17 protein-coding genes, 7 pseudogenes and 1 other annotated feature are annotated in these 19,115 nt (G+C 36.0%); of the genes and pseudogenes, 3 read left to right on the plus strand and 21 right to left on the minus strand.

Annotation, left to right across the window (positions count from 1 at the left end; translation table 11 throughout):
• Positions 1-16: 16 nt before the first annotated feature.
• Positions 17-2,665 (minus strand): annotated as a pseudogene (locus tag JCM13188_RS08520) (valine--tRNA ligase).
• Positions 2,666-2,716: 51 nt separating this feature from the next.
• Positions 2,717-2,946, minus strand: a binding site (T-box leader).
• 166 nt (positions 2,947-3,112) lie between these two features.
• Here JCM13188_RS08520 and JCM13188_RS08525 point away from each other — a divergent pair.
• A complete protein-coding gene (locus JCM13188_RS08525; protein WP_054753452.1) occupies positions 3,113-3,301 on the plus strand; it encodes a YszA family small membrane protein in 189 nt (62 codons plus the stop codon).
• Here JCM13188_RS08525 and JCM13188_RS08530 read toward each other — a convergent pair whose 3' ends face one another.
• The 10 genes and pseudogenes from JCM13188_RS08530 to hemA all read right to left on the minus strand — a co-directional run bounded on the left by JCM13188_RS08530 (position 3,302) and on the right by hemA (position 11,135).
• Complete coding sequence (locus JCM13188_RS08530) at positions 3,302-3,562, minus strand: LysM peptidoglycan-binding domain-containing protein (RefSeq protein ID WP_054753454.1); 261 nt, start codon at positions 3,560-3,562, stop codon at positions 3,302-3,304.
• A gap of 106 nt (positions 3,563-3,668) precedes the next feature.
• Entirely contained in the window at positions 3,669-3,818 is a 150-nt protein-coding gene (locus JCM13188_RS18645) for a hypothetical protein (protein ID WP_279401603.1), read from the minus strand.
• Between the two features lie 104 nt (positions 3,819-3,922).
• The gene (locus JCM13188_RS08535) at positions 3,923-4,651 is read right to left on the minus strand and encodes a hypothetical protein (protein ID WP_054753456.1); all 729 of its coding nucleotides are present in this window, start codon (positions 4,649-4,651) and stop codon (positions 3,923-3,925) included.
• A 280-nt stretch (positions 4,652-4,931) separates the two neighbouring features.
• Complete coding sequence (gene hemL / locus JCM13188_RS08540) at positions 4,932-6,218, minus strand: glutamate-1-semialdehyde 2,1-aminomutase (protein ID WP_054753459.1); 1,287 nt, start codon at positions 6,216-6,218, stop codon at positions 4,932-4,934.
• 15 nt (positions 6,219-6,233) lie between these two features.
• Positions 6,234-7,210: pseudogene (gene hemB / locus JCM13188_RS08545) on the minus strand (porphobilinogen synthase).
• A complete protein-coding gene (locus tag JCM13188_RS08550) occupies positions 7,203-7,526 on the minus strand; it encodes a uroporphyrinogen-III synthase (RefSeq protein ID WP_054753461.1) in 324 nt (107 codons plus the stop codon). The pseudogene hemB and the gene JCM13188_RS08550 overlap by 8 nt, the downstream one beginning before the upstream one ends.
• An 89-nt stretch (positions 7,527-7,615) precedes the next feature.
• Positions 7,616-7,981, minus strand: a complete 366-nt coding sequence (locus JCM13188_RS08555) for a uroporphyrinogen-III synthase (RefSeq protein WP_054753463.1) — start codon at positions 7,979-7,981, stop codon at positions 7,616-7,618.
• Positions 7,981-8,913: a hydroxymethylbilane synthase gene (hemC, locus tag JCM13188_RS08560; protein ID WP_054753465.1), complete on the minus strand. Its 933-nt coding sequence runs from the start codon at positions 8,911-8,913 to the stop codon at positions 7,981-7,983. The genes JCM13188_RS08555 and hemC overlap by 1 nt, the downstream gene beginning before the upstream one ends.
• Positions 8,914-8,923: 10 nt before the next feature.
• A complete protein-coding gene (locus tag JCM13188_RS08565) occupies positions 8,924-9,751 on the minus strand; it encodes a cytochrome C assembly family protein (RefSeq protein ID WP_054753467.1) in 828 nt (275 codons plus the stop codon).
• Between the two features lie 15 nt (positions 9,752-9,766).
• Positions 9,767-11,135, minus strand: a pseudogene (gene hemA / locus JCM13188_RS08570) (glutamyl-tRNA reductase).
• A gap of 269 nt (positions 11,136-11,404) precedes the next feature.
• Between hemA and JCM13188_RS18650 the strand changes: the two are divergent.
• Both JCM13188_RS18650 and JCM13188_RS18655 read left to right on the plus strand, forming a co-directional pair.
• Positions 11,405-11,578 (plus strand): hypothetical protein, encoded by a 174-nt coding sequence (locus JCM13188_RS18650; RefSeq protein ID WP_279401613.1) that lies wholly within the window; start codon positions 11,405-11,407, stop codon positions 11,576-11,578.
• 3 nt (positions 11,579-11,581) lie between these two features.
• Complete coding sequence (locus JCM13188_RS18655; protein ID WP_279401604.1) at positions 11,582-11,803, plus strand: hypothetical protein; 222 nt, start codon at positions 11,582-11,584, stop codon at positions 11,801-11,803.
• Positions 11,804-11,903: 100 nt separating this feature from the next.
• Here the strand turns inward: JCM13188_RS18655 and yihA are convergent.
• The 10 genes and pseudogenes from yihA to JCM13188_RS08605 all read right to left on the minus strand — a co-directional run bounded on the left by yihA (position 11,904) and on the right by JCM13188_RS08605 (position 18,922).
• Positions 11,904-12,489 (minus strand): annotated as a pseudogene (gene yihA, locus JCM13188_RS08575) (ribosome biogenesis GTP-binding protein YihA/YsxC).
• A gap of 28 nt (positions 12,490-12,517) precedes the next feature.
• Complete coding sequence (locus JCM13188_RS18660; RefSeq protein ID WP_439646624.1) at positions 12,518-13,450, minus strand: S16 family serine protease; 933 nt, start codon at positions 13,448-13,450, stop codon at positions 12,518-12,520.
• Positions 13,442-14,062: pseudogene (locus JCM13188_RS18665) on the minus strand (AAA family ATPase); the annotation flags it as partial. The gene JCM13188_RS18660 and the pseudogene JCM13188_RS18665, both read right to left, overlap by 9 nt.
• 11 nt (positions 14,063-14,073) lie before the next feature.
• Positions 14,074-14,301: a hypothetical protein gene (locus JCM13188_RS18670; protein WP_279401605.1), complete on the minus strand. Its 228-nt coding sequence runs from the start codon at positions 14,299-14,301 to the stop codon at positions 14,074-14,076.
• Positions 14,302-14,401: 100 nt separating this feature from the next.
• A complete protein-coding gene (locus JCM13188_RS18675; protein WP_439646625.1) occupies positions 14,402-14,773 on the minus strand; it encodes an LON peptidase substrate-binding domain-containing protein in 372 nt (123 codons plus the stop codon).
• A 231-nt stretch (positions 14,774-15,004) separates the two neighbouring features.
• Positions 15,005-16,283: pseudogene (clpX, locus tag JCM13188_RS08585) on the minus strand (ATP-dependent protease ATP-binding subunit ClpX).
• 233 nt (positions 16,284-16,516) lie between these two features.
• Positions 16,517-17,804, minus strand: a pseudogene (tig, locus tag JCM13188_RS08590) (trigger factor).
• Between the two features lie 133 nt (positions 17,805-17,937).
• Positions 17,938-18,132 carry a hypothetical protein gene (locus JCM13188_RS08595; RefSeq protein ID WP_054753469.1) on the minus strand — a complete coding sequence of 65 codons (195 nt, stop codon included), beginning with the start codon at positions 18,130-18,132 and terminating at the stop codon, positions 17,938-17,940.
• The gene (locus JCM13188_RS08600) at positions 18,111-18,431 is read right to left on the minus strand and encodes a hypothetical protein (RefSeq protein WP_054753471.1); all 321 of its coding nucleotides are present in this window, start codon (positions 18,429-18,431) and stop codon (positions 18,111-18,113) included. The genes JCM13188_RS08595 and JCM13188_RS08600 overlap by 22 nt, the downstream gene beginning before the upstream one ends.
• Positions 18,389-18,922 (minus strand): tetratricopeptide repeat protein, encoded by a 534-nt coding sequence (locus JCM13188_RS08605; RefSeq protein WP_054753473.1) that lies wholly within the window; start codon positions 18,920-18,922, stop codon positions 18,389-18,391. The genes JCM13188_RS08600 and JCM13188_RS08605 overlap by 43 nt, the downstream gene beginning before the upstream one ends.
• Between the last annotated feature and the right edge of the window lie 193 nt (positions 18,923-19,115).

The raw sequence follows: 19,115 nt of genomic DNA on the forward strand, positions 1-19,115 counted from the left end.
AGGCAATTCAACTGTATTATGATACATCTTCAAGTTCTTTTAGACGTTCTTTCACAAGCTTTTGTTTTTCTAAATAATCTTTCTCTTTTTCTCGCTCTTCTTGAACAACATGCTCAGGAGCTTTGCTTACAAAGTTTTCATTTGCAAGCTTCTTTTGAACACGTTCCACTTCTTTATTCCATTTATCTAATTCAGTTTTTAATCTTTCAATTTCAGCGTCAAGGTCGATTAACCCTTCAAGCGGGAAGAAGATTTCTGCTCCAGTTACAACAGCACTTTTCGCTTGATCAGGTATATCAATATTCGTTGCAATCGTTAACGTCTCTGGATTACAAAAACGTTCTAAATAATGCTTATTACGAGTTAATTCATCTACAATTTGATCGTCATTAGCTTTAATTAAAATCTTAATTTCTTTAGACATTGGTGTATCTACTTCTGCACGAACGTTACGAACAGAGCGAATAATGGATACTAGGCGTTGCATTTCCTTAGATGATTGTTCATTATTAAATTCCGAACGAACTTCTGGCCACGAGCTTGTGACAATAGATTCCCCTTTGTGTGGGATGTGCTGCCAAATCTCTTCAGTTATGAATGGCATGAACGGGTGAAGCATACGTAAAATGCTATCTAATGTAACAACTAATACTGAACGTGTTGTTTGTTTTGCTTCTTCATCATCACCATATAACGGTAGCTTAGCCATCTCAATATACCAGTCACAGAACTCATCCCAGATGAAGTTATATAAGTGTCGACCCGCTTCACCGAAGTCATAGCGATCAATATTTCGTGTAACATTTTCAATCGTTTCATTTAACCGCGTTAAAATCCATTCATCAGCTAATGACTTCTTCTTCGTTAAATCAATATCTTCATATTTAAACTCACCAAGATTCATCTGAACAAATCTTGAAGCGTTCCAAATTTTATTAGCAAAATTCCATGTGGCTTCGACTTTTTCCCAGTGGAATCGTAAGTCCTGCCCAGGTGATGAACCAGTTGATAAGAAATAGCGCAGAGAATCAGCACCATATTTGTCAATCACATCCATTGGATCAACACCATTACCAAGTGACTTACTCATCTTGCGACCTTCTGCATCTCGCACTAAACCATGCATAATGACATCCTTAAACGGTCTTCTGTTTGTGAACTCAACCGATTGGAATACCATACGAGCAACCCAGAAAAAGATGATATCATACCCTGTCACTAAAGCATCTGTTGGGAAGTAACGCTGATAGTCTTTACTCTTTTCATCTGGCCAGCCCATTGTTGAAAACGGCCATAATGCAGATGAGAACCATGTATCTAATACATCTTCATCTTGCTCCCAATTCTCGATATCTTCTGGTTCTTCCCTGCTAACATATACTTCACCTGTTTCTTTATGATACCAAGCTGGTATTCTATGCCCCCACCAAAGCTGCCTTGAAATACACCAGTCACGAATATTTTCCATCCAGTTTAAATAGGTATTTTCAAAACGTTCTGGTACAAAATTGACTTTATCATCTGTTTTTGCAGTTCTACCGCTTGTTTAGCTAATGGGTCCATTTTAACAAACCATTGAGTGGATAAATAAGGTTCAACAACGGCACCACTACGTTCCGAATGACCTACTGAATGTTCATGTTCTTCAATTTTAAACAAAACACCATCTTCTTGTAGGTCTTTAACTAGTTGTTTACGGCACTCAAAACGATCCATACCTTTATATTTATCAGCATTTTCGTTCATCGTTCCGTCTTCATTCATTACTAAAATGCGCTCTAGATTATGTCGGTTACCAATTTCAAAGTCGTTAGGGTCATGGGCTGGTGTGATTTTAACCGCACCTGAACCAAATTCCATATCAACGTAATCATCGGCAATGATTTCAATCTCACGTCCAACAATTGGTAGTACTACTTTTTTACCAATAAGATGTTTATAACGTTCATCTTCTGGATGAACGGCAACAGCTGTATCACCTAACATTGTCTCTGGACGAGTCGTAGCAATTTCAATATAACCTGAGCCATCTTTTAAAGGATACTTCATATGATAAAAAGCACCTTTGACATCTTTGTAAATAACCTCAATGTCGGATAAAGCAGTTTGTGTACTTGGATCCCAGTTAATAATGTACTGTCCACGGTAAATAAGACCTTTTTCATATAAAGTCACAAATACTTCTTTTACTGCATTTGATAAACCTTCATCCAATGTAAAACGTTCTCTAGAGTAATCCAGACCTAACCCTATTTTTTCCCATTGCTTACGAATAAACGATGCGTACTCTTCTTTCCAGTCCCATGAGCGCTCTAAGAATTTTTCACGTCCTAAATCATAACGCGAGACACCTTCTTCACGAAGTTTTTCCTTCTACTTTTGCTTGCGTAGCGATCCCTGCATGGTCCATTCCTGGAAGCCACAGCACATCGTACCCTCTCATACGTTTGTAACGTGTAATAATATCTTGTAATGTCGTATCCCAGGCATGCCCTAAATGTAATCGTCCTGTTACATTTGGAGGCGGAATAACTACTGTGAATGGCTCCTTAGATGCGTCATCTTTTGCTTCAAAAAACTTTCCATCTACCCAAAACTTATAGCGACCTTGTTCAACCTCTTGAGGGTTGTACTTAGGAGCCATTATGTTTTGCTCTTCTGACATAAAAGACCCTCCTTAAAGTTTTATAAAATAAAAAATCTTTTCATCCTTTATAGAAAGGACGAAAAAGATTGACTTCGCGGTACCACCTTAATTCACATCTGATTTATCTGCACAGATGTGCGCTTCATTAATCTAACGGTTTTCCCGTGTTCACCTACTTAAGTTCAATGAACCAGCTAATTCAGAGCGACCTTCCAAGCCTTCATTCCGAGGAAACTCTCAGCTTACGTTTCCATCTCTGTCAGAATCCAACCTGTACTCTTCTCTTACAGCCTTTAACTATTATGATTTTGTTATTATTGTATACGTATTTTATACAAATAGTCAACGAAAATCAACCATTATGTCATGAAAATAAAAAAAGTGGGGCGTATGCCCACACTTTTAAACTAAAATATTAACACTTTCCTCAAAACATCATATCGTGTAATAGAGAGGAGGAGACTAATGGCTAGATATTACCGCTACCGCTTACCACCTTGGGCAAGGCACTGTATATTTGTCATCGAAAAGTGTACGTTACCTATCATGATTTTCCAATTAGTTAGAACATTACTATTTCCATCCACACTTGATGTCTTTTTATCTGGTTTATTAGTGGGTCTGTATATTGCCTTTTACTTAGAGTGGATCTAATCATTTATATGGAACATACAATACATCGCCAGTTTTGAGCTGATGGTCGTCATCTAAACCATTTAACCGTTCAAGCTGAGAAACGGTAACACTATAGGAATTAGCAATGGATTCAAGCGTCTCGTTCTCTTGAACAAACCTCATTTTTACACTGACTTTTTCAGGTTCTTGTTCCTCTTCTCCATCACGGAAGAAATTAGATAGATAATTTAGGCCAAACATTTTCTTCTTAGGTTTTTTAGCGTTATCTTCTTCTTCCATATGGTCGTCATCATATTGATCTTTACTTGATTTTTGATTAACTTCCGGAGACGCATCTTTCTTTTTACTTTCTTCTTTTTCAGCTTCAGGCTTTGCCTCTTGTTTCTTAGCTTCTTCTTTTTCTTTTTCTTGGTTTCTTTTTCTTAACTTCTTTTTGTTCTTTTTTCGCCTTTTTAGTTTCTTCTTTCATTTCTTCTTGTTTGGCTTCTTTCTCTTTCTTCATTTCTTCTTGTTTTGCTTTCTTCTCTTTTTTCATTTCTTTCTCTTTAGCTGGTGCTTTTTCTTCTTGTTTAGCCTCTTGTTTAACTTCTTCTTTAGGTTTATTCTCTAGATTTTCTTTACCAGATGGGGCATTTGGCGCTACATTTTCTTTTGATTCTTTAGCTTTAGGTTGTTCTTCGGCCTTAGCCTTTTTCTCTTTATTATTGAAGAACTCTGTAAAAGATTGTGTCTCTTTTTATTCCAAAACTCGCGTCCCTTTTTCTGCTCTTCTTCAGTTTCTTCAGGCTCGTGCATCATTTCTTCCTGAGGTCGTAATTCTTCTTCATAATGCTCTTCATCTTGCTCTTGTTCCTCTTCATCAAAGCTTGGAATCTCTTGTAATTGAAAATCAGAGTTTACTTGTTCATCCTGTCGCACTTCCTCTAGATCTTCTAAGACTTCAACATTAGCTAGACGAATTTTGGCATAGACGTGTAACGACTTTGGTTCTGGTAATTCATAATCAAAATACTCAATTTCAACATCTGGTTCACCTGTTTCATTAACACGATTCACTGGAATAGTAATATCTACTGGAATCGGATACTGAAAAGTTGTAAATCCGTTATCAAGAGCTTTCACTTGCTGAACATAATTCTCATCATCATCGTCTTGATCCATAATATACATTGGTTCTTCTCGTGGTAAAGATTGATAATCCCCAGACACCATCAAAACACCACGCAACTGGATGTAGCTAGATTCTTTTAATATATTAACATCCGGTTGAATGGAAATGCCGTACAAATCATCGATCTCTTCACCTTGGCGAAACGTAATTTCTTCGTGCAAATCGAATAGAAAGGGTTCATTTCCGTTATAATTCACGACTCATCCTCCTCACAAAAATATCCTTTACCAATACATATATGACAACTTGTTTTTAAAAAGAACTTTTCTAAGATATTAAAGTAAAAGATTAACAATGTGGCGGGAGAAGAAGTCTGGTCAATGTTGAATATAGAACTATAAATTGTTCAACCAAATGAGTAGATTCACTGCTACTATGGGTGTTTTTCGTATTTCTATAAGTGTCTTTTTCTCTTATGTATGTGTCCCCTTCCATTCATAAAGAAACCACACAGCAAGAGTGCTGTGTGGCCTTAACTTAACCTTTATATTGTTTAAATGCTTGTTCTGCTGCATGGACCGTCTTCTCAATGTCTTCATCTGTATGGGCTGTAGATAGGAACATTCCTTCAAATTGTGAAGGTGGTAAAAAGATTCCTTGTTCTGCCATTAGTCGATAGTATTCTGCAAACCATTCTAAGTCTGATGATTTGGCAGTTTCAAAGTTAATAACTTCTTCATTAGTAAAGAAGAAACCAATCATTGAACCTGCACGATTTACCTGTAATGGCACGCCATATTCTTCAGCAGCTTTTTTATAACCTTCTATTAATCGATCTGCTTTTTTATTAATCTCTTCATAAGATTGATCGCTTAGTTGATTTAAAGTCTCATAACCCGCTGCCATGGCTAGTGGGTTACCAGAAAGAGTTCCAGCTTGATAAATATCTCCAGCTGGGGCAATTCGTTCCATAATTTCACGCTTACCACCGTAGGCACCTACTGGAAGTCCGCCGCCAATAACTTTACCTAGACAAGTTAAATCTGGTGTTACACCAAAGTGTCCTTGAGCGCAGTTATAGCCAACGCGGAACCCTGTCATAACTTCATCAAAAATAAGTAATGATCCATTATCTTCAGTAATGTCTCTTAAGAAGCTTAAAAATTCATTTACAGGAGGTACAACCCCCATATTTCCAGAAACAGGTTCAACAATTACAGCTGCAATATCCTTACCATATTCTTCAAAGGCATATTTCACACTTTCTTGGTCATTATAAGGTACCGTAATTGTGTTTTGTGCGATCGAAGCAGGTACTCCTGGGCTATCAGGTAGACCAAGAGTTGCCACACCTGACCCTGCTTTAATAAGTAATGAATCACCGTGCCCGTGGTAGTTGCCTTCGAATTTAAGTATTTTATCTCTACCTGTGTAACCACGTGCTAAGCGCAGGGCACTCATAGTCGCTTCTGTTCCTGAGTTAACCATACGAACCATTTCAATTGAAGGAACACGATCGATCACTAACTTTGCTAATTTGTTTTCGTATTCAACGTTTGCTCCGAAGCTTGTCCCTTTTTCTAATACTTCCTTAAGTTGTCCAACAACTTGATCATCAGCATGACCAAGAATTAATGGTCCCCAGCTTAACACATAGTCGATGTACTCATTTCCATCAACATCATAAATTTTAGACCCTTTACCTTCTTCCATGTAAATAGGATCGATATTAACAGAATTAAACGCTCTAACTGGAGAATTTACCCCGCCTGGCAGTAAATCAACCGCTTCGTTAAATAATTCTTGTGATTTTTCGTAACCCATTTAATAACCTCCTTCTTATTGCTTAAGCCATTTTGCGACATCTTTTGCGAAATAAGTCATAATTAAATTAGCGCCTGCTCGTTTCATTGAGGTTAATTTTTCTAAAACAATTTGTTGTTCATTAATCCAGCCGTTTTGAGCGGCAGCTTTGACCATAGAGTATTCACCGCTGACGTTATAAGCCACAATTGGCACATTATAACGGTCTCTGACTTCTCTCATTATATCTAAATAAGTCATAGCAGGCTTCACAATTAGAAAGTCTGCACCTTCCATAATATCAGATTCAGCTTCTCTCTGTGCTTCAAGACGGTTTGCTGGATCCATTTGATAGGTCTTACGATCGCCAAATTGCGGAGTACTGCCTGCAGCGTCTCTAAATGGACCATAAAATGCTGAGGCATATTTAATAGCGTAAGACATAATAGGAATATTCTCAAAACCAGAATCGTCCAAGCCCTTACGAATAGCTGCAACAAAACCATCCATCATATTGGAAGGAGCAATAATGTCTGCCCCAGCCTTTGCTTGCGAAATAGCCGTTTTAACTAATAAAGGTAATGATTCATCATTATGAACGTATTGGTCATGAATCACACCACAATGTCCATGGTCTGTATATTCACACAAACATGTATCCGCCACAACTAGTACATCTGGATAGTTTTCTTTTATAAAACGAGTAGCTTTCTGGATAATTCCTTCGTCATTATAAGCTTCTGACCCTACTGAATCTTTAACATCTGGTACTCCAAATAAAAGAACTGCACGAATACCCAATGAGACAACTTCATCCATTTCTTCGGATAACCGATCTAAGGAAATTTGATAAATGCCTGGCATCGAAGGTACTTCATTTTTTGCCCTTCTTCTTCTAAAACGAAAATAGGATAAATTAAATCTTCGGTTCTTAAATGAGTTTCTCTAACTAAAGCTCTCATACTATCAGAACTTCGAAGTCTTCTATGTCGATCAAAATTTAAATCACTCATCATCATTCTCCTTTATAGAGTAATAGTGAACCACAGCGTCGGATAATCCTTCCAGTGTAAAAACTTCAGGGACAATTGTATTAGTGAAACCAGATTGTTCAGCTTTTTCTCTTGTTGTCTCTCCAATACAAAAGCAAGGTTTGATTAAATAAGCCTGATTGATCCCAACTAACTTTTCGAATGCATTAACAGAAGAAGGCGATGTGAATACTAATCCATCTACATTTTCAGTCAATTCTTGATTTATAATGCTTTCTACTTTGTGATTCACAACAGTCCTATAAACAATCATTGTATCGTATGGAATATTTTGCACGATCTAACTTGTGATCAATCACATCACGAGATAAATTACCTTTTATGAGTAACACATGCTTTGGTTTCATGTCACTTATAAACGAATGACTAAAAATGTTCAGCATCATAAATTTCTGGTAAAAAATGAGCTTGTACGCCATATTGTTCTAAAGCTTCTTTGGTCTTTGAGCCAACGACAGCCTTTTTAATATGTTGAATTTCACTAGGCGAAATTGCGTGATTGTCTAAAGTTTCAAAAAAGTACCGAACACCATTTGCACTTGTAAAAACGACCCAATCAAATTGATTAAATTGATTTATAGTCTCACGATGAGAAACAGATTCCTCTAACTCAAAAGTAATTAAAGAATAAGCAATGACGTTTACACCATGTTCTTTAAGTGGAACGATAAAATCTTGAGCTTTAGCAAATTCACGAGAGATAAATAAGGTCTTCCCCTTTAATTGAGACATTATTGCTCTCCAAGTTCCTTTTTAGCTTCCTCAACTAAGTCTTTAGCCCCTTGTTTAATCAGTTCATTCGCTACTTCTTCACCAGCTTGAATAGGGTCGTTAGAAGTACTCTGTGTTTTAAGAACGGTTTTGCCGTCTGATGAAGACACTAAACCAGTTAAAGTAATTTGGTCTCCTTCTCTAATTGCGTATGCTGCAATTGGTACAGAACAACTACCTTCAAGCATACTTAAAAATTTACGTTCGGCAGAAACGGTTGTTGCCGTGTATTCATCATTAATGTTTGACAATAATTCTTTCAAATCGTCATCACTCTCACGGCACTCTATCGCAAGTGCACCTTGACCAACTGCAGGTAAACTTACTTCTGGTTCTAAGTATTGTGTAATTAATTCAGTTGACCAGCCCATTCGTTTTAAGCCGGCTGCAGCTAAAATAATGGCATCAAAATTCTCTTCTTTTAGTTTTCTGAGTCTCGTTTCAATGTTACCGCGAATCCAATGTATTTTTAAATCTGGTCTGTAAGCTAAAATTTGAGCCCCTCTACGTAGACTACTAGTTCCAACCACAGCTCCTTCTTTTAAATCATCTAACTGAACATGATCATTGGATATAAATGCATCACGGTGATCTTCACGTTCAGGAACACACGCAATTTCGAGACCCTCTGGAAGTTGTGAAGGCATATCCTTCATACTATGTACCGCCATATCAATTTCATGATCAAACATAGCTTGTTCAATCTCTTTTACAAAAAGGCCTTTCCCGCCAACTTTAGATAACGTTACATCTAGAATTTTATCTCCTTTAGTAACGATCTTTTTAACTTCAAATTCATAATCTTTCGTATGTTTCTTCAGCTGCTCAATAACCCATTCAGTCTGGGTCATTGCTAAATTGCTTCGTCTTGAGCCTATTACGATTTTTCGCATCGTAAACCTCCTAATTAAAATGAAAATTTGATAATAATGAGAATAAGAAATAATTTAAAAACAATATCGCAAATGCCATCGTATTCGCATGCGCTAAATCTTTTCCAACTGATTTATTCACAACTTTTCTATAGATGATAAACCCATATAAAATAATGACAATAAATGAACCAATCGTTTTTGGGTCAATCCAATAAAATAGCTCGTTGGCCATATATGCCCATACAACTCCTAATATAAGAGAAATGAACAATAAAGGTGTTGAAATAATGATTAATAAAAATGACCATTCTTCCATTTGCCCTAAACGACCTAACTTTTTAAGTGTCCGTCCCCACTTTTTCTCCTTCAACATCTTAAATTGTAATAAATATAAGACAGAAAAAGCAAAAGATATTGTAAACAGCGTATAGGATAAGAATGCTAGCACAATATGAAATAGCAATAATTCACCTATAAACTGATCTCCAAACGTATTACCACCACTTGTTAAATGTGAAACTAAAAAGACTAACATAATGATGAAGCCAATCACATTCATCACAAACACTAAAAAGTCAACTTTAAAAAAGTAATTGACTACTACGGATACCAAGAGTATTAACCAAGCATAAAAATAAAGACCTTCCGTTATACTCAGTATAGGCAATGTCCCTGTAATATAAATCTCTCTAAATAAAAAAATGGTCTGTAAAAACCAAACCAATAAAAGTAACCAGAAGGCCATTTGATTGGCCTTCCGGTCTTGCTTAACAAAATCATAGAAATACATCATTAAACTTAATCCATATAATATAACGATTAATTCATAAATTCTTAAGTCTTCAAAGGCACTCATGTGAGTTTCCCCTTATTAACGATGTTGAATCGCTTGTATTAAGCCTGATAAAGGTAATGAACGACTAACTTCCTCATGAGACTGATGTTTTGAATTTTGTTTTCTAAGCTCCTCTTCAACCTCATCGTCAATGCCAAACACTCGAATAAATAATTTAAGCATATCATCCGCATGCTCTTCTCCAGCCATTTCTTTAGCTTGAAGAATTGGTTCTTTAAGCATTTGATTAATAATACTTTTCGTATGTTTATTTAATACCTTTTTCTCACGAGCCGTTAAATCAGGCATTTTACGTTCAATGGATGCCATTGTTTGTTCTTGAATTGTTAAAGCCTTTTTACGTAGAGCTGAAATAATTGGCACAACACCTAATGTTGTTAACCATTCTTCAAACTCATCCATTTCGGCTTCAATCATTTCATCAATTTGAGCTGCCGCCTTTTGTCTTTCTGATAAGTTTTGATCAACAATGCCTTGGAGATCGTCTATATCATATAAAAAGACACTATCTAAATCATTAATGGCGGGATCAAGATTACGCGGAACCGCAATATCTACAAGAAAAATTGGCTTCCCATTTCTCTTTTTAATAAGTGAAGACATTTGTTCCTTAGTCAGTACATAATCTTGAGTCCCGGCAGATGTAATTAGAATATCAGCATCTTTTAATGTGGACTCAAAATTCTCTAAAGGAATGGCTTCACCATTAAAGCGATTCGCAAGTTCTTCAGCTTTTGAAAATGTTCTATTAACGACAGTTACACGATCAACACCACTGCCGTGTAAATTTTGTACAGCTAATTCACCCATCTTGCCAGCGCCTAAGATGACAACGTGTTGATTCTTTAAATCGCCAAAATAGTTTTCGATAATTCTACAGCTGCATAACTAATAGATACCGCATGTTCACCTATCTCTGTATCACGATGCCCTTTTTTAGCTGCAGTAATCGCCTGCTTGAACAATTGATTAAAGATGAGTCCTGAAGCCTCACGCACTTGCGCAACATGAAATGCTTGTTTAACTTGTCCCAAAATTTGAGTTTCACCTAAAACCATGGAGTCTAAACCAGCTGATACACGGAATAAGTGGCGAATTGCATCTTGATCTTCATAAATCTCTACATGTTTTGTCACTTCATCAAGATCCACATCGAACCAATTGATACGAAGCGCTTCACATAATAACGACCAGTATGCAACTGGTCTGCCACAACATATAATTCCGTTCTGTTACAAGTTGAGACGATAACATTTTCTAGGATGCTCTTTTCTTGATTCAGAGCAACCATCGCATCGCCTACTTGATCCTCTTTAAAAGCTAACTGTTCCCTTAATTCAACTGGGGCTGTCCGATAGTTTAAGCTTACTACTATGACATGCATACCCTTCACCCCTTATCTATACGAACCATTCTTATAATGTTAGTATACCAATAAAGTCGTTTTTATTACGTTTAAAAACATGAACATAATATGAAAATTTGTGATAGTATTAATTTAGAATAATTATTATCTACTAATACAAGGTTAACACATGGCCATTTAGCCTTCAAGAAAACTGATTTTAGGAGCGTATCTCATGAACCAACAAAATCTTTTTAGGTATTATTCTAATTGGAATCGGTATTTATTTCTTATTACAACAATACTCCATCCCATTTTTATCGCGTTTTGATACGTGGCCAACCATACTTATCATATTAGGAATCGCGTTCTTATTCAATGGTTATACACAAAAACAACATGATAGTATTTTCCCTGGAGTCGTTTTTACTCGGGTTAGGTATTCATTTTCATGCACTGACACATTCCGTACAATGGATTGACCATTGGGGTATGTATACCTTAATTATTGGATTTGCTTTTTTATTACGTTCTCAAAAACAAACCAAGGTATGGTGATCGGTCTCATATTTATTATCATTTCATTTATGGCCATTACATCTATTGCAATGCCTGATTGGTTCAGTTGGTTTGATTTTGTGTTTGTGCAGCTCGAGAAGTTTTTGGCCAATCCTGCTCATTCTAATCGGAAGCATTTTATTATTTAAAAAGTAACATCTTGTGAGGTGCGAAATTTATAAATTTCCTCCAAACAAAAAGGACTTTCTCAGCCACTTTTTGCTAAGAAAGTCCTTTTTCAAACTCATACTATGAAATAAACCCGCTTAAATGTCTCCAAGCTTGATCCTTACCTTCACCAGTCTCGGCAGAAAAAGCAACCAGTTGGTCTTCTGGCTCTAAATCTAACGCTTCCTTAATAACTTTATAATGCTGATCTCTCTTGGCCTTTTTTACTTTATCCAGTTTTGTCGCCACAACCAAAACAGGAAGTTCAAAATGCTTTAAAAAATCATACATAATAATATCATCTTCAGTAGGAGGATGGCGCATATCAATCAGTAAAACCGTTGCTTCAAGAGTTTCCCGCTCTTGGAAATACTCTTCCATCATTCTCCCCCCAAGCTTCACGTTCCTTTTTTGACACTTTGGCGTAACCATATCCAGGTACATCTACAAAAAAGAACGACTCATTGATCTTATAGAAGTTAAGAGTTTGTGTTTTACCTGGTTTTGAAGAGGTTCTCGCTAAGCTTTTACGCTGAATCATCTTATTGATAAAAGATGATTTACCGACATTGGACCTGCCTGCTAATGCAATTTCAGGCAATCCGTCATTCGGATATTGTTTTTTACTAACAGCACTTATCACAATTTCAGCCTGTGTTACTTTCATAATAAATTCTCCTTAGGAACAACACGTATTACTGTTTATTAGGTAGTAGAGCATGTTCTAGTACTTCATCTAAATGTTTAACTTTAATAAATGTTAACCCTTCTCGAACGCTTTCCGGAATTTCTTCTAAATCTTTATCATTCTCAGCTGGCATAATAATGGTCGTTAAACCAGCACGATGGGCGCTAAGTGATTTTTCTTTTAAACCACCAATAGGGAGAACTCGACCCCGTAATGTGATTTCACCTGTCATACCCACTTCTTTACGAACAGGTCTTTCAGTTAAGGCAGACACGAGAGCTGTTGCCATCGTAATACCAGCAGATGGCCCGTCTTTTGGAGTTGCACCTTCTGGGACGTGTATATGAACATCATATTTTTCGTGAAAATCTGGTTCTATTTCAAGCTCATCTGCACGTGAACGAATGTAACTAAAAGCAGCTTGAGCTGATTCTTTCATAACATCACCAAGTTTACCGGTAAGGGTTAATTTACCCGTACCTTTTGATAATGAGATTTCAATGGATAGCGTATCGCCCCCTGCTTGTGTATAAGCAAGACCAGTTGCAGCTCCAATTTGATCATCGACTTCAGCTTGTCCATATCTAAAACGCGGTTTTCCTAATAGTTCGTCTAATTTTTTCTCTGTTACAACCACTCGTTTCTTCTCTTCAGCAACGATAATTTTGGCTGCTTTACGGCAAATCGATGCAAATTGACGCTCTAAGTTACGCACACCTGCTTCACGAGTATACATTCTAATCAGTTTTAAAATGGCTTCATCACGGATTTGCAGTTGCCCTTTTGATAGACCATTTTCTTTAAGCTGTCTTGGAAGAAGGTGTTCTTTTGATATATGAAGCTTCTCAAGCTCTGTATATCCCGCAATTGAAATGACTTCCATACGATCAAGTAATGGACCAGGAATTGTCTGTAAATTATTAGCAGTTGCAATAAACATGACTTTCGACAAATCATATGGTTCTTCAATAAAATGATCGCTGTAAGAATGGTTTTGTTCAGGGTCTAACACTTCTAACATAGCCGATGATGGATCGCCTCTGAAATCACTTGCCATTTTATCAATTTCATCTAATAAAAAGACTGGATTAATGGTTTCGGCCTTTTTTCATTCCTTGAATAATGCGTCCAGGCATAGCACCTACATAAGTTCGTCTGTGACCTCGAATTTCAGCCTCATCTCTTACGCCACCTAACGATGCTCTAACAAATGGCGATTGATCGCTCGTGCAATGGACTTTGCTAGTGACGTTTTACCGACACCTGGTGGTCCCACTAAGCATAAAATAGGGCCTTTTATAGAATTCGTTAATTTTTGAACTGACAAGTATTCTAAAACGCGTTCTTTAACTTTATCTAAACCATAGTGATCTTCATTCAAAATTCGCTCAGCTCTGTTAATTTCTAAGTTATCTGTTGTTTCATTTGTCCAAGGTAACGAAACAAGCCACTCAATGTAGTTACGTATAACTGAACTTTCAGCAGATGTTTGAGGAACTTTCTCATAACGGTCAAGTTCTTTTAAAGCAACGTTTTCAATTCGCTCAGGCATATTAGCTTCATCTATTTTTCTTTTAACTCAGCCACTTCGCCAGTTTTTCCATCTTTTTCACCAAGCTCTTTTTGAATCGCTTTTAGTTGCTCCCTTAAATAATACTCACGCTGGGTTCGTTCCATTGAACGTTTAACGCGTTGACCAATCTTTTTCTCCATACTTAAAACTTCTTTTTCATTATTAATTAGTTGAATAATGAAATCGAGTCGTTCAGGTATATAGACTATTTCAAGCACTCGCTGTTTTGTTGGATTTTTAATGAAAGATTGGAACTAATCATATCAGCAAGGCGACCAGGTTCATCAATATCTTTTACAGAATCAAATGTCTCCTGATTTAACTTCTTTGATATTTTAGTGAATTCATAAAATCATTAATGAGCATTCTCATCATGGCTTGTTGCTCAAGGTTCTCACCTTGCTCATCGTCTAGTGATTCATACTCAACAATAAAAAAGTCATCTTCTTTATTGAAAGCTTGTACTTCTGCACGATGTAAGCCTTCAATTAAGATTCGCCTTGTTCCATTTGGTAGCTTAACCATTTGTTTGATTTCAGCAACAGTTCCAGTTTGGTAAAGGTCGTCTTTTGTTGGCTCATCTAAAGACGTTTCTTTTTGAGTTGCTAACAGTATATGATGGTCTTTCATCATAGCATCTTCTAAAGCTTTTATTGATTTTTCTCTTCCTACATCTAAATGCATAACCATTGATGGATAAACAACAACGCCACGCAATGGTAGGAGGGGGATATCTGTATGTTTATCTGTTCCCAATGATGAACACCTCCAAGATTTTCCGTACTTTAATCATATAGAATTCCAATCATGTTGTAAATTGTTCTTATGCTTTAAATAAACCACTCTTATTATGTACTAATTATTAGAAATAAATAAACTCGCCAAGCTGGCGAGTTTATTTAAGGCCTAACTGTTTGAGTTTTAAGCACTTTCTTTAGGCTCTTCATTCTGATCAATTACCGAACCATCCTTCATGACTAACTTTGGTTTACCGTTATCGAGTTTGACTGTATCTTTTGTAATAATACATTTCTCAATATCATCACGCGAAGGTAAGTCGAACATCACATCTAACATAATACCTTCAATAATGGATCTTAACCCACGCGCTCCTGTTTTTCGTTCAATGGCTTTATTTGAAATTTCACGTAAAGCTTCTTCTTCAAATTCAAGCTCTACATCGTCAATTTCAAATAACTTTTCGTATTGTTTAACTAGAGCGTTTTTTAGGTTTAGTTAGGATTTCAACTAATGCATCTTCATCTAATTGTTCAAGGCTTCCGATTACTGGAAGACGGCCAATGAATTCTGGAATTAATCCATAGCGTAATAAGTCTTCAGGAAGAACCTTTGTTAATAAATCTTGTTCATTGACATTGGCGTTATTTGCTTCAGCACCAAATCCAATGACTTTATCACCGAGCCTACGTTTAACAATTTGATCGATGCCGTCGAATGCACCACCAACCACAAATAAGATATTAGTTGTATCGATTTGAATAAATTCTTGATGAGGATGCTTACGTCCGCCTTGAGGTGGTACGCTTGCTTGTGTACCTTCAAGAATTTTTAGTAAGGCTTGTTGTACACCTTCACCTGATACATCTCTTGTAATTGACGGGTTCTCGGATTTTCGAGCGACCTTATCAATTTCATCGATATAAATAATACCTTTTTCAGCTTTTTCTACATCATAGTCTGCTGCTTGAATTAGTTTTAGTAAGATGTTCTCAACATCTTCACCTACATAACCCGCTTCAGTTAATGACGTTGCATCTGCAATAGCGAAAGGTACATTAAGAATTCTTGCTAATGTTTGTGCAAGTAATGTTTTACCACTACCTGTTGGTCCAAGTAATAAGATATTACTTTTAGCCAATTCAACATCATCGTTTTTTACATTATTTGAATTAATACGTTTATAATGGTTATATACCGCAACTGACAAGGACTTCTTCGCTTTTTCTTGACCAATCACATAATCATCAAGGATTTCACAAATCTCCTTAGGTTTTGGTACATCTTTGAATTCTTCCGTATCTGTTGAACCTAATTCTTCTTCTACAATTTCAGTACAAAGGTCAATACATTCATCACATATATAAACGCCTGGTCCTGCGACTAACTTACGCACCTGATCTTGCGTCTTTCCACAAAAAGAGCACTTAAGTTGCCCTTTCTCTTCATTAAATTTAAACATTATTTCACCCCATAAAAATCAAAGTTTTATCTGTATGTTAACTAGATGTCATATTATTGTTTGTATAAATGAATTCCGTAATTCTCATTATGTACTTGAAAATTAAATTAGTCAAAAGAAAAACTTACAATCATCTTATGCTTTGTTTTTGAAAAGTTACACACCTTTTCCGAATATGTAGATGTTACTTATTGAAAAACAAGGCACGTTCAACACGCGCCTTGTTTTAATTATTATATAGTTTTGCTTTCTTCAACTAAGAAGTCAATTGCTTTTTTCATTTTAAGATCATCTTTAAGCATGTCAGTATTTCCGCCTAACATTTGCTTTAAGTTATCAACATCTGTGTTGTACATAGAGGCCATTTGTTCTAATTCTTTTTTAACGTCTTCTTCTGTTACCTCTAAGTTTCAGCTTCTGAAATAGCTTCTAAAGTTAGATTAGTTTTAACACGTTTCTCAGCGTCATCTTTCATTTGTTCCTTAAGCGCATTTTCATCTTGGCCAGTGAACTGAGCGTACATGTCTAATGATAGACCTTGCATTTGTAGACGCTGCTCAAATTCCTGCATCATACGATCAAGTTCTGAGTCAACCATTGCTTGTGGAATGTTCATTTCTGAGTTGTCAGCTGCTTGATTAACTAGTGATTCACGTTTTTTCAACGTCAGCATCATTTTTCTTCTCTTCTTCTAAACGTTCACGAGTTTTATTTCTTAACTCATCTAACGTTTTCTACTTCTTCATCAACATCTTTTGCGAACTCATCGTCAAGTTCAGGTAATTCTTTTGTTTTAATGTCATGAATTTTAACTTTGAATGTAGCTTCTTTACCCGCTAACTCTTCTGCTTGATAATCTTCTGGGAATGTTACAACAACATCTAGTTCTTCTCCAGCTTCTTTACCAACTAGTTGCTCTTCGAATCCAGGAATGAACTGACCAGAGCCAATTTCTAATGAATGGTTTTCTGCTGCTCCACCTTCAAAAGCTTCGCCATCAACAAAACCTTCAAAGTCAATAACAGCTGTGTCACCTTCTTCGATTGTTCCTTCTTCTTTAACAACTAGCTCTGCTTGTTTTTCTTGAAGTGATTTTAATTCTTCTTCAACATCTTCATCTGTGACAGTTGTATCTTTTTCTTCAACTTCAAGACCTTTATATTCACCTAATGTAACTTCTGGCTTAACCGTTACTTCAGCAGTAAATACTAATGGTTTTCCTTTTTCAATTTGTTCAATATCAACATCAGGACGATCAACCGGAGTAATACCTGCTTCTTCAACTGCTTTCATATAAGCATCAGGTAAGACAATGTCAACCGCATCTTGATATAATGCTTCAACACCGAAACGTTTTTCGAAAATATTACGAGGTACTTTACCCTTACGGAATCCAGGTACCTGCACATCTTTAACTACTTTTTTAAAAGCTTGATCTAAGGCTTTATCAAATTCATCAGTGTCGACTTCAAACGTTAAGACACCTTCATTGCCTTCTTTCTTTTCCCATTTTGCTGACATAAAACTTCCCTCCAAAAACTATTTATTCCAATATTTTTACATAGCGATCATTAAATCTCACTATTCATGCATAATGCAACCACTATATTATAACATAGAAATTTATCCGTTCAATAATCTAAACTAGAAAATGTCAATCCTCAATTTGAGAGAAATATAATTTTTCTAGTTGCTCAATCTCATCCATCCACTTCCTAGTATTTTCAGTTATGTATGTAGGGTGTTCGTCTTGATTTAAATTCAAATATTTCTCAGCTAATTTAGATACCGCTTCAGCGATTTCACTCGGTTCAGCATCAATAGGCGTTAATGGGTATAAAATATACAAAATCGAAACAAAATCTGCTTTGTAAATTGGTATAGAGTAGGATCATCATGTTCAATTTCTTCTAATTCTATTAAACAAGTCTTTGCAAATTCTGTTTCTAGTACATCAGGTAATTCATAAGGCTTTATCCACTTAGACCGATCAAATTTAACAATTTCAATTTGATCTTCAATGCCTTCATCTATACACCATTGTAAGATACCAGTTTTAATAACTGGATTAAGCTGAGCGTCACTTAAATATGGTACTAATCGATCTAAATATGGTTCAATTGAATGTTTACGATGGTATGATAGCAAATTCCATTGTTCCTGGAAATTACCACCTTCGAGTGAATCCAAAAATGTTCCATGTGTTCGGACGAATCTCGCTTAGGAGTTTGCTCTTGAAACTGTTTACTCATATCATACAATTGTTTAAATGGCTCTTCATATTCAACTGGGATGGATTCATGATTTTGAATTTCATCTAAGAGATCAACGAGTTCGGCATATTGACTATTTTGAAATAAGATCGTCAAATAAATATGTAAATACTTATAATAATTCTCATCATCTTCTCGCATCAGTTTCCGGCAGAGACCAATTGCTTGCTCATATTGACTGGTTTCAATTAAACAAATTACTTTTGCCGTTAAAATATCATTTGATGCTTCATCGAACGATTCTAATTGCTCAATATGTAATAAAGCTTCCTTATAATTCTTATGTTTCACTGCTTCAAACGTCTTTGCCTCTAACTCTTTTCTCCATCCCGGGAACATGACGACGTCTTGTTGTTCATAATCCATAATAAAACCATCCCGTCTTAAATAATTTCCCTGTTAACATAATCTACCCATAATCACCTCATTAAAAACATAATGTGTAACCTGTAATTAAAAATTACAGATACCTATTTATCTATATCATACATGATTACGGTTCTATTTAACACAAAAATAAGGCCAAACTCTTAAGTTAAATTGATAAACTAAGAGTTCC

The organism is Piscibacillus salipiscarius JCM 13188 (genome assembly GCF_001311865.1).
GTDB lineage: Bacteria > Bacillota > Bacilli > Bacillales > Alkalibacillaceae > Piscibacillus > Piscibacillus salipiscarius.

Excerpts from the sequence above, each read along its gene's own strand:
- JCM13188_RS08525 (WP_054753452.1), top strand. The coding sequence starts at position 3,113 with ATGGCTAGATATTACCGCTACCGCTTACCACCTTGGGCAAGGCACTGT.
- JCM13188_RS08605 (WP_054753473.1), bottom strand. The coding sequence starts at position 18,922 with ATGGATTATGAACAACAAGACGTCGTCATGTTCCCGGGATGGAGAAAA.
- JCM13188_RS18675 (WP_439646625.1), bottom strand. The coding sequence starts at position 14,773 with ATGGTTATGCATTTAGATGTAGGAAGAGAAAAATCAATAAAAGCTTTA.
- hemC (WP_054753465.1), bottom strand. The coding sequence starts at position 8,913 with ATGCGAAAAATCGTAATAGGCTCAAGACGAAGCAATTTAGCAATGACC.
- JCM13188_RS18645 (WP_279401603.1), bottom strand. The coding sequence starts at position 3,818 with ATGAAAAAAGAGAAGAAAGCAAAACAAGAAGAAATGAAGAAAGAGAAA.
- hemL (WP_054753459.1), bottom strand. The coding sequence starts at position 6,218 with ATGGGTTACGAAAAATCACAAGAATTATTTAACGAAGCGGTTGATTTA.
- JCM13188_RS08555 (WP_054753463.1), bottom strand. The coding sequence starts at position 7,981 with ATGTCTCAATTAAAGGGGAAGACCTTATTTATCTCTCGTGAATTTGCT.
- JCM13188_RS08530 (WP_054753454.1), bottom strand. The coding sequence starts at position 3,562 with ATGGAAGAAGAAGATAACGCTAAAAAACCTAAGAAGAAAATGTTTGGC.
- JCM13188_RS18660 (WP_439646624.1), bottom strand. The coding sequence starts at position 13,450 with ATGTTTATTGCAACTGCTAATAATTTACAGACAATTCCTGGTCCATTA.
- JCM13188_RS08565 (WP_054753467.1), bottom strand. The coding sequence starts at position 9,751 with ATGAGTGCCTTTGAAGACTTAAGAATTTATGAATTAATCGTTATATTA.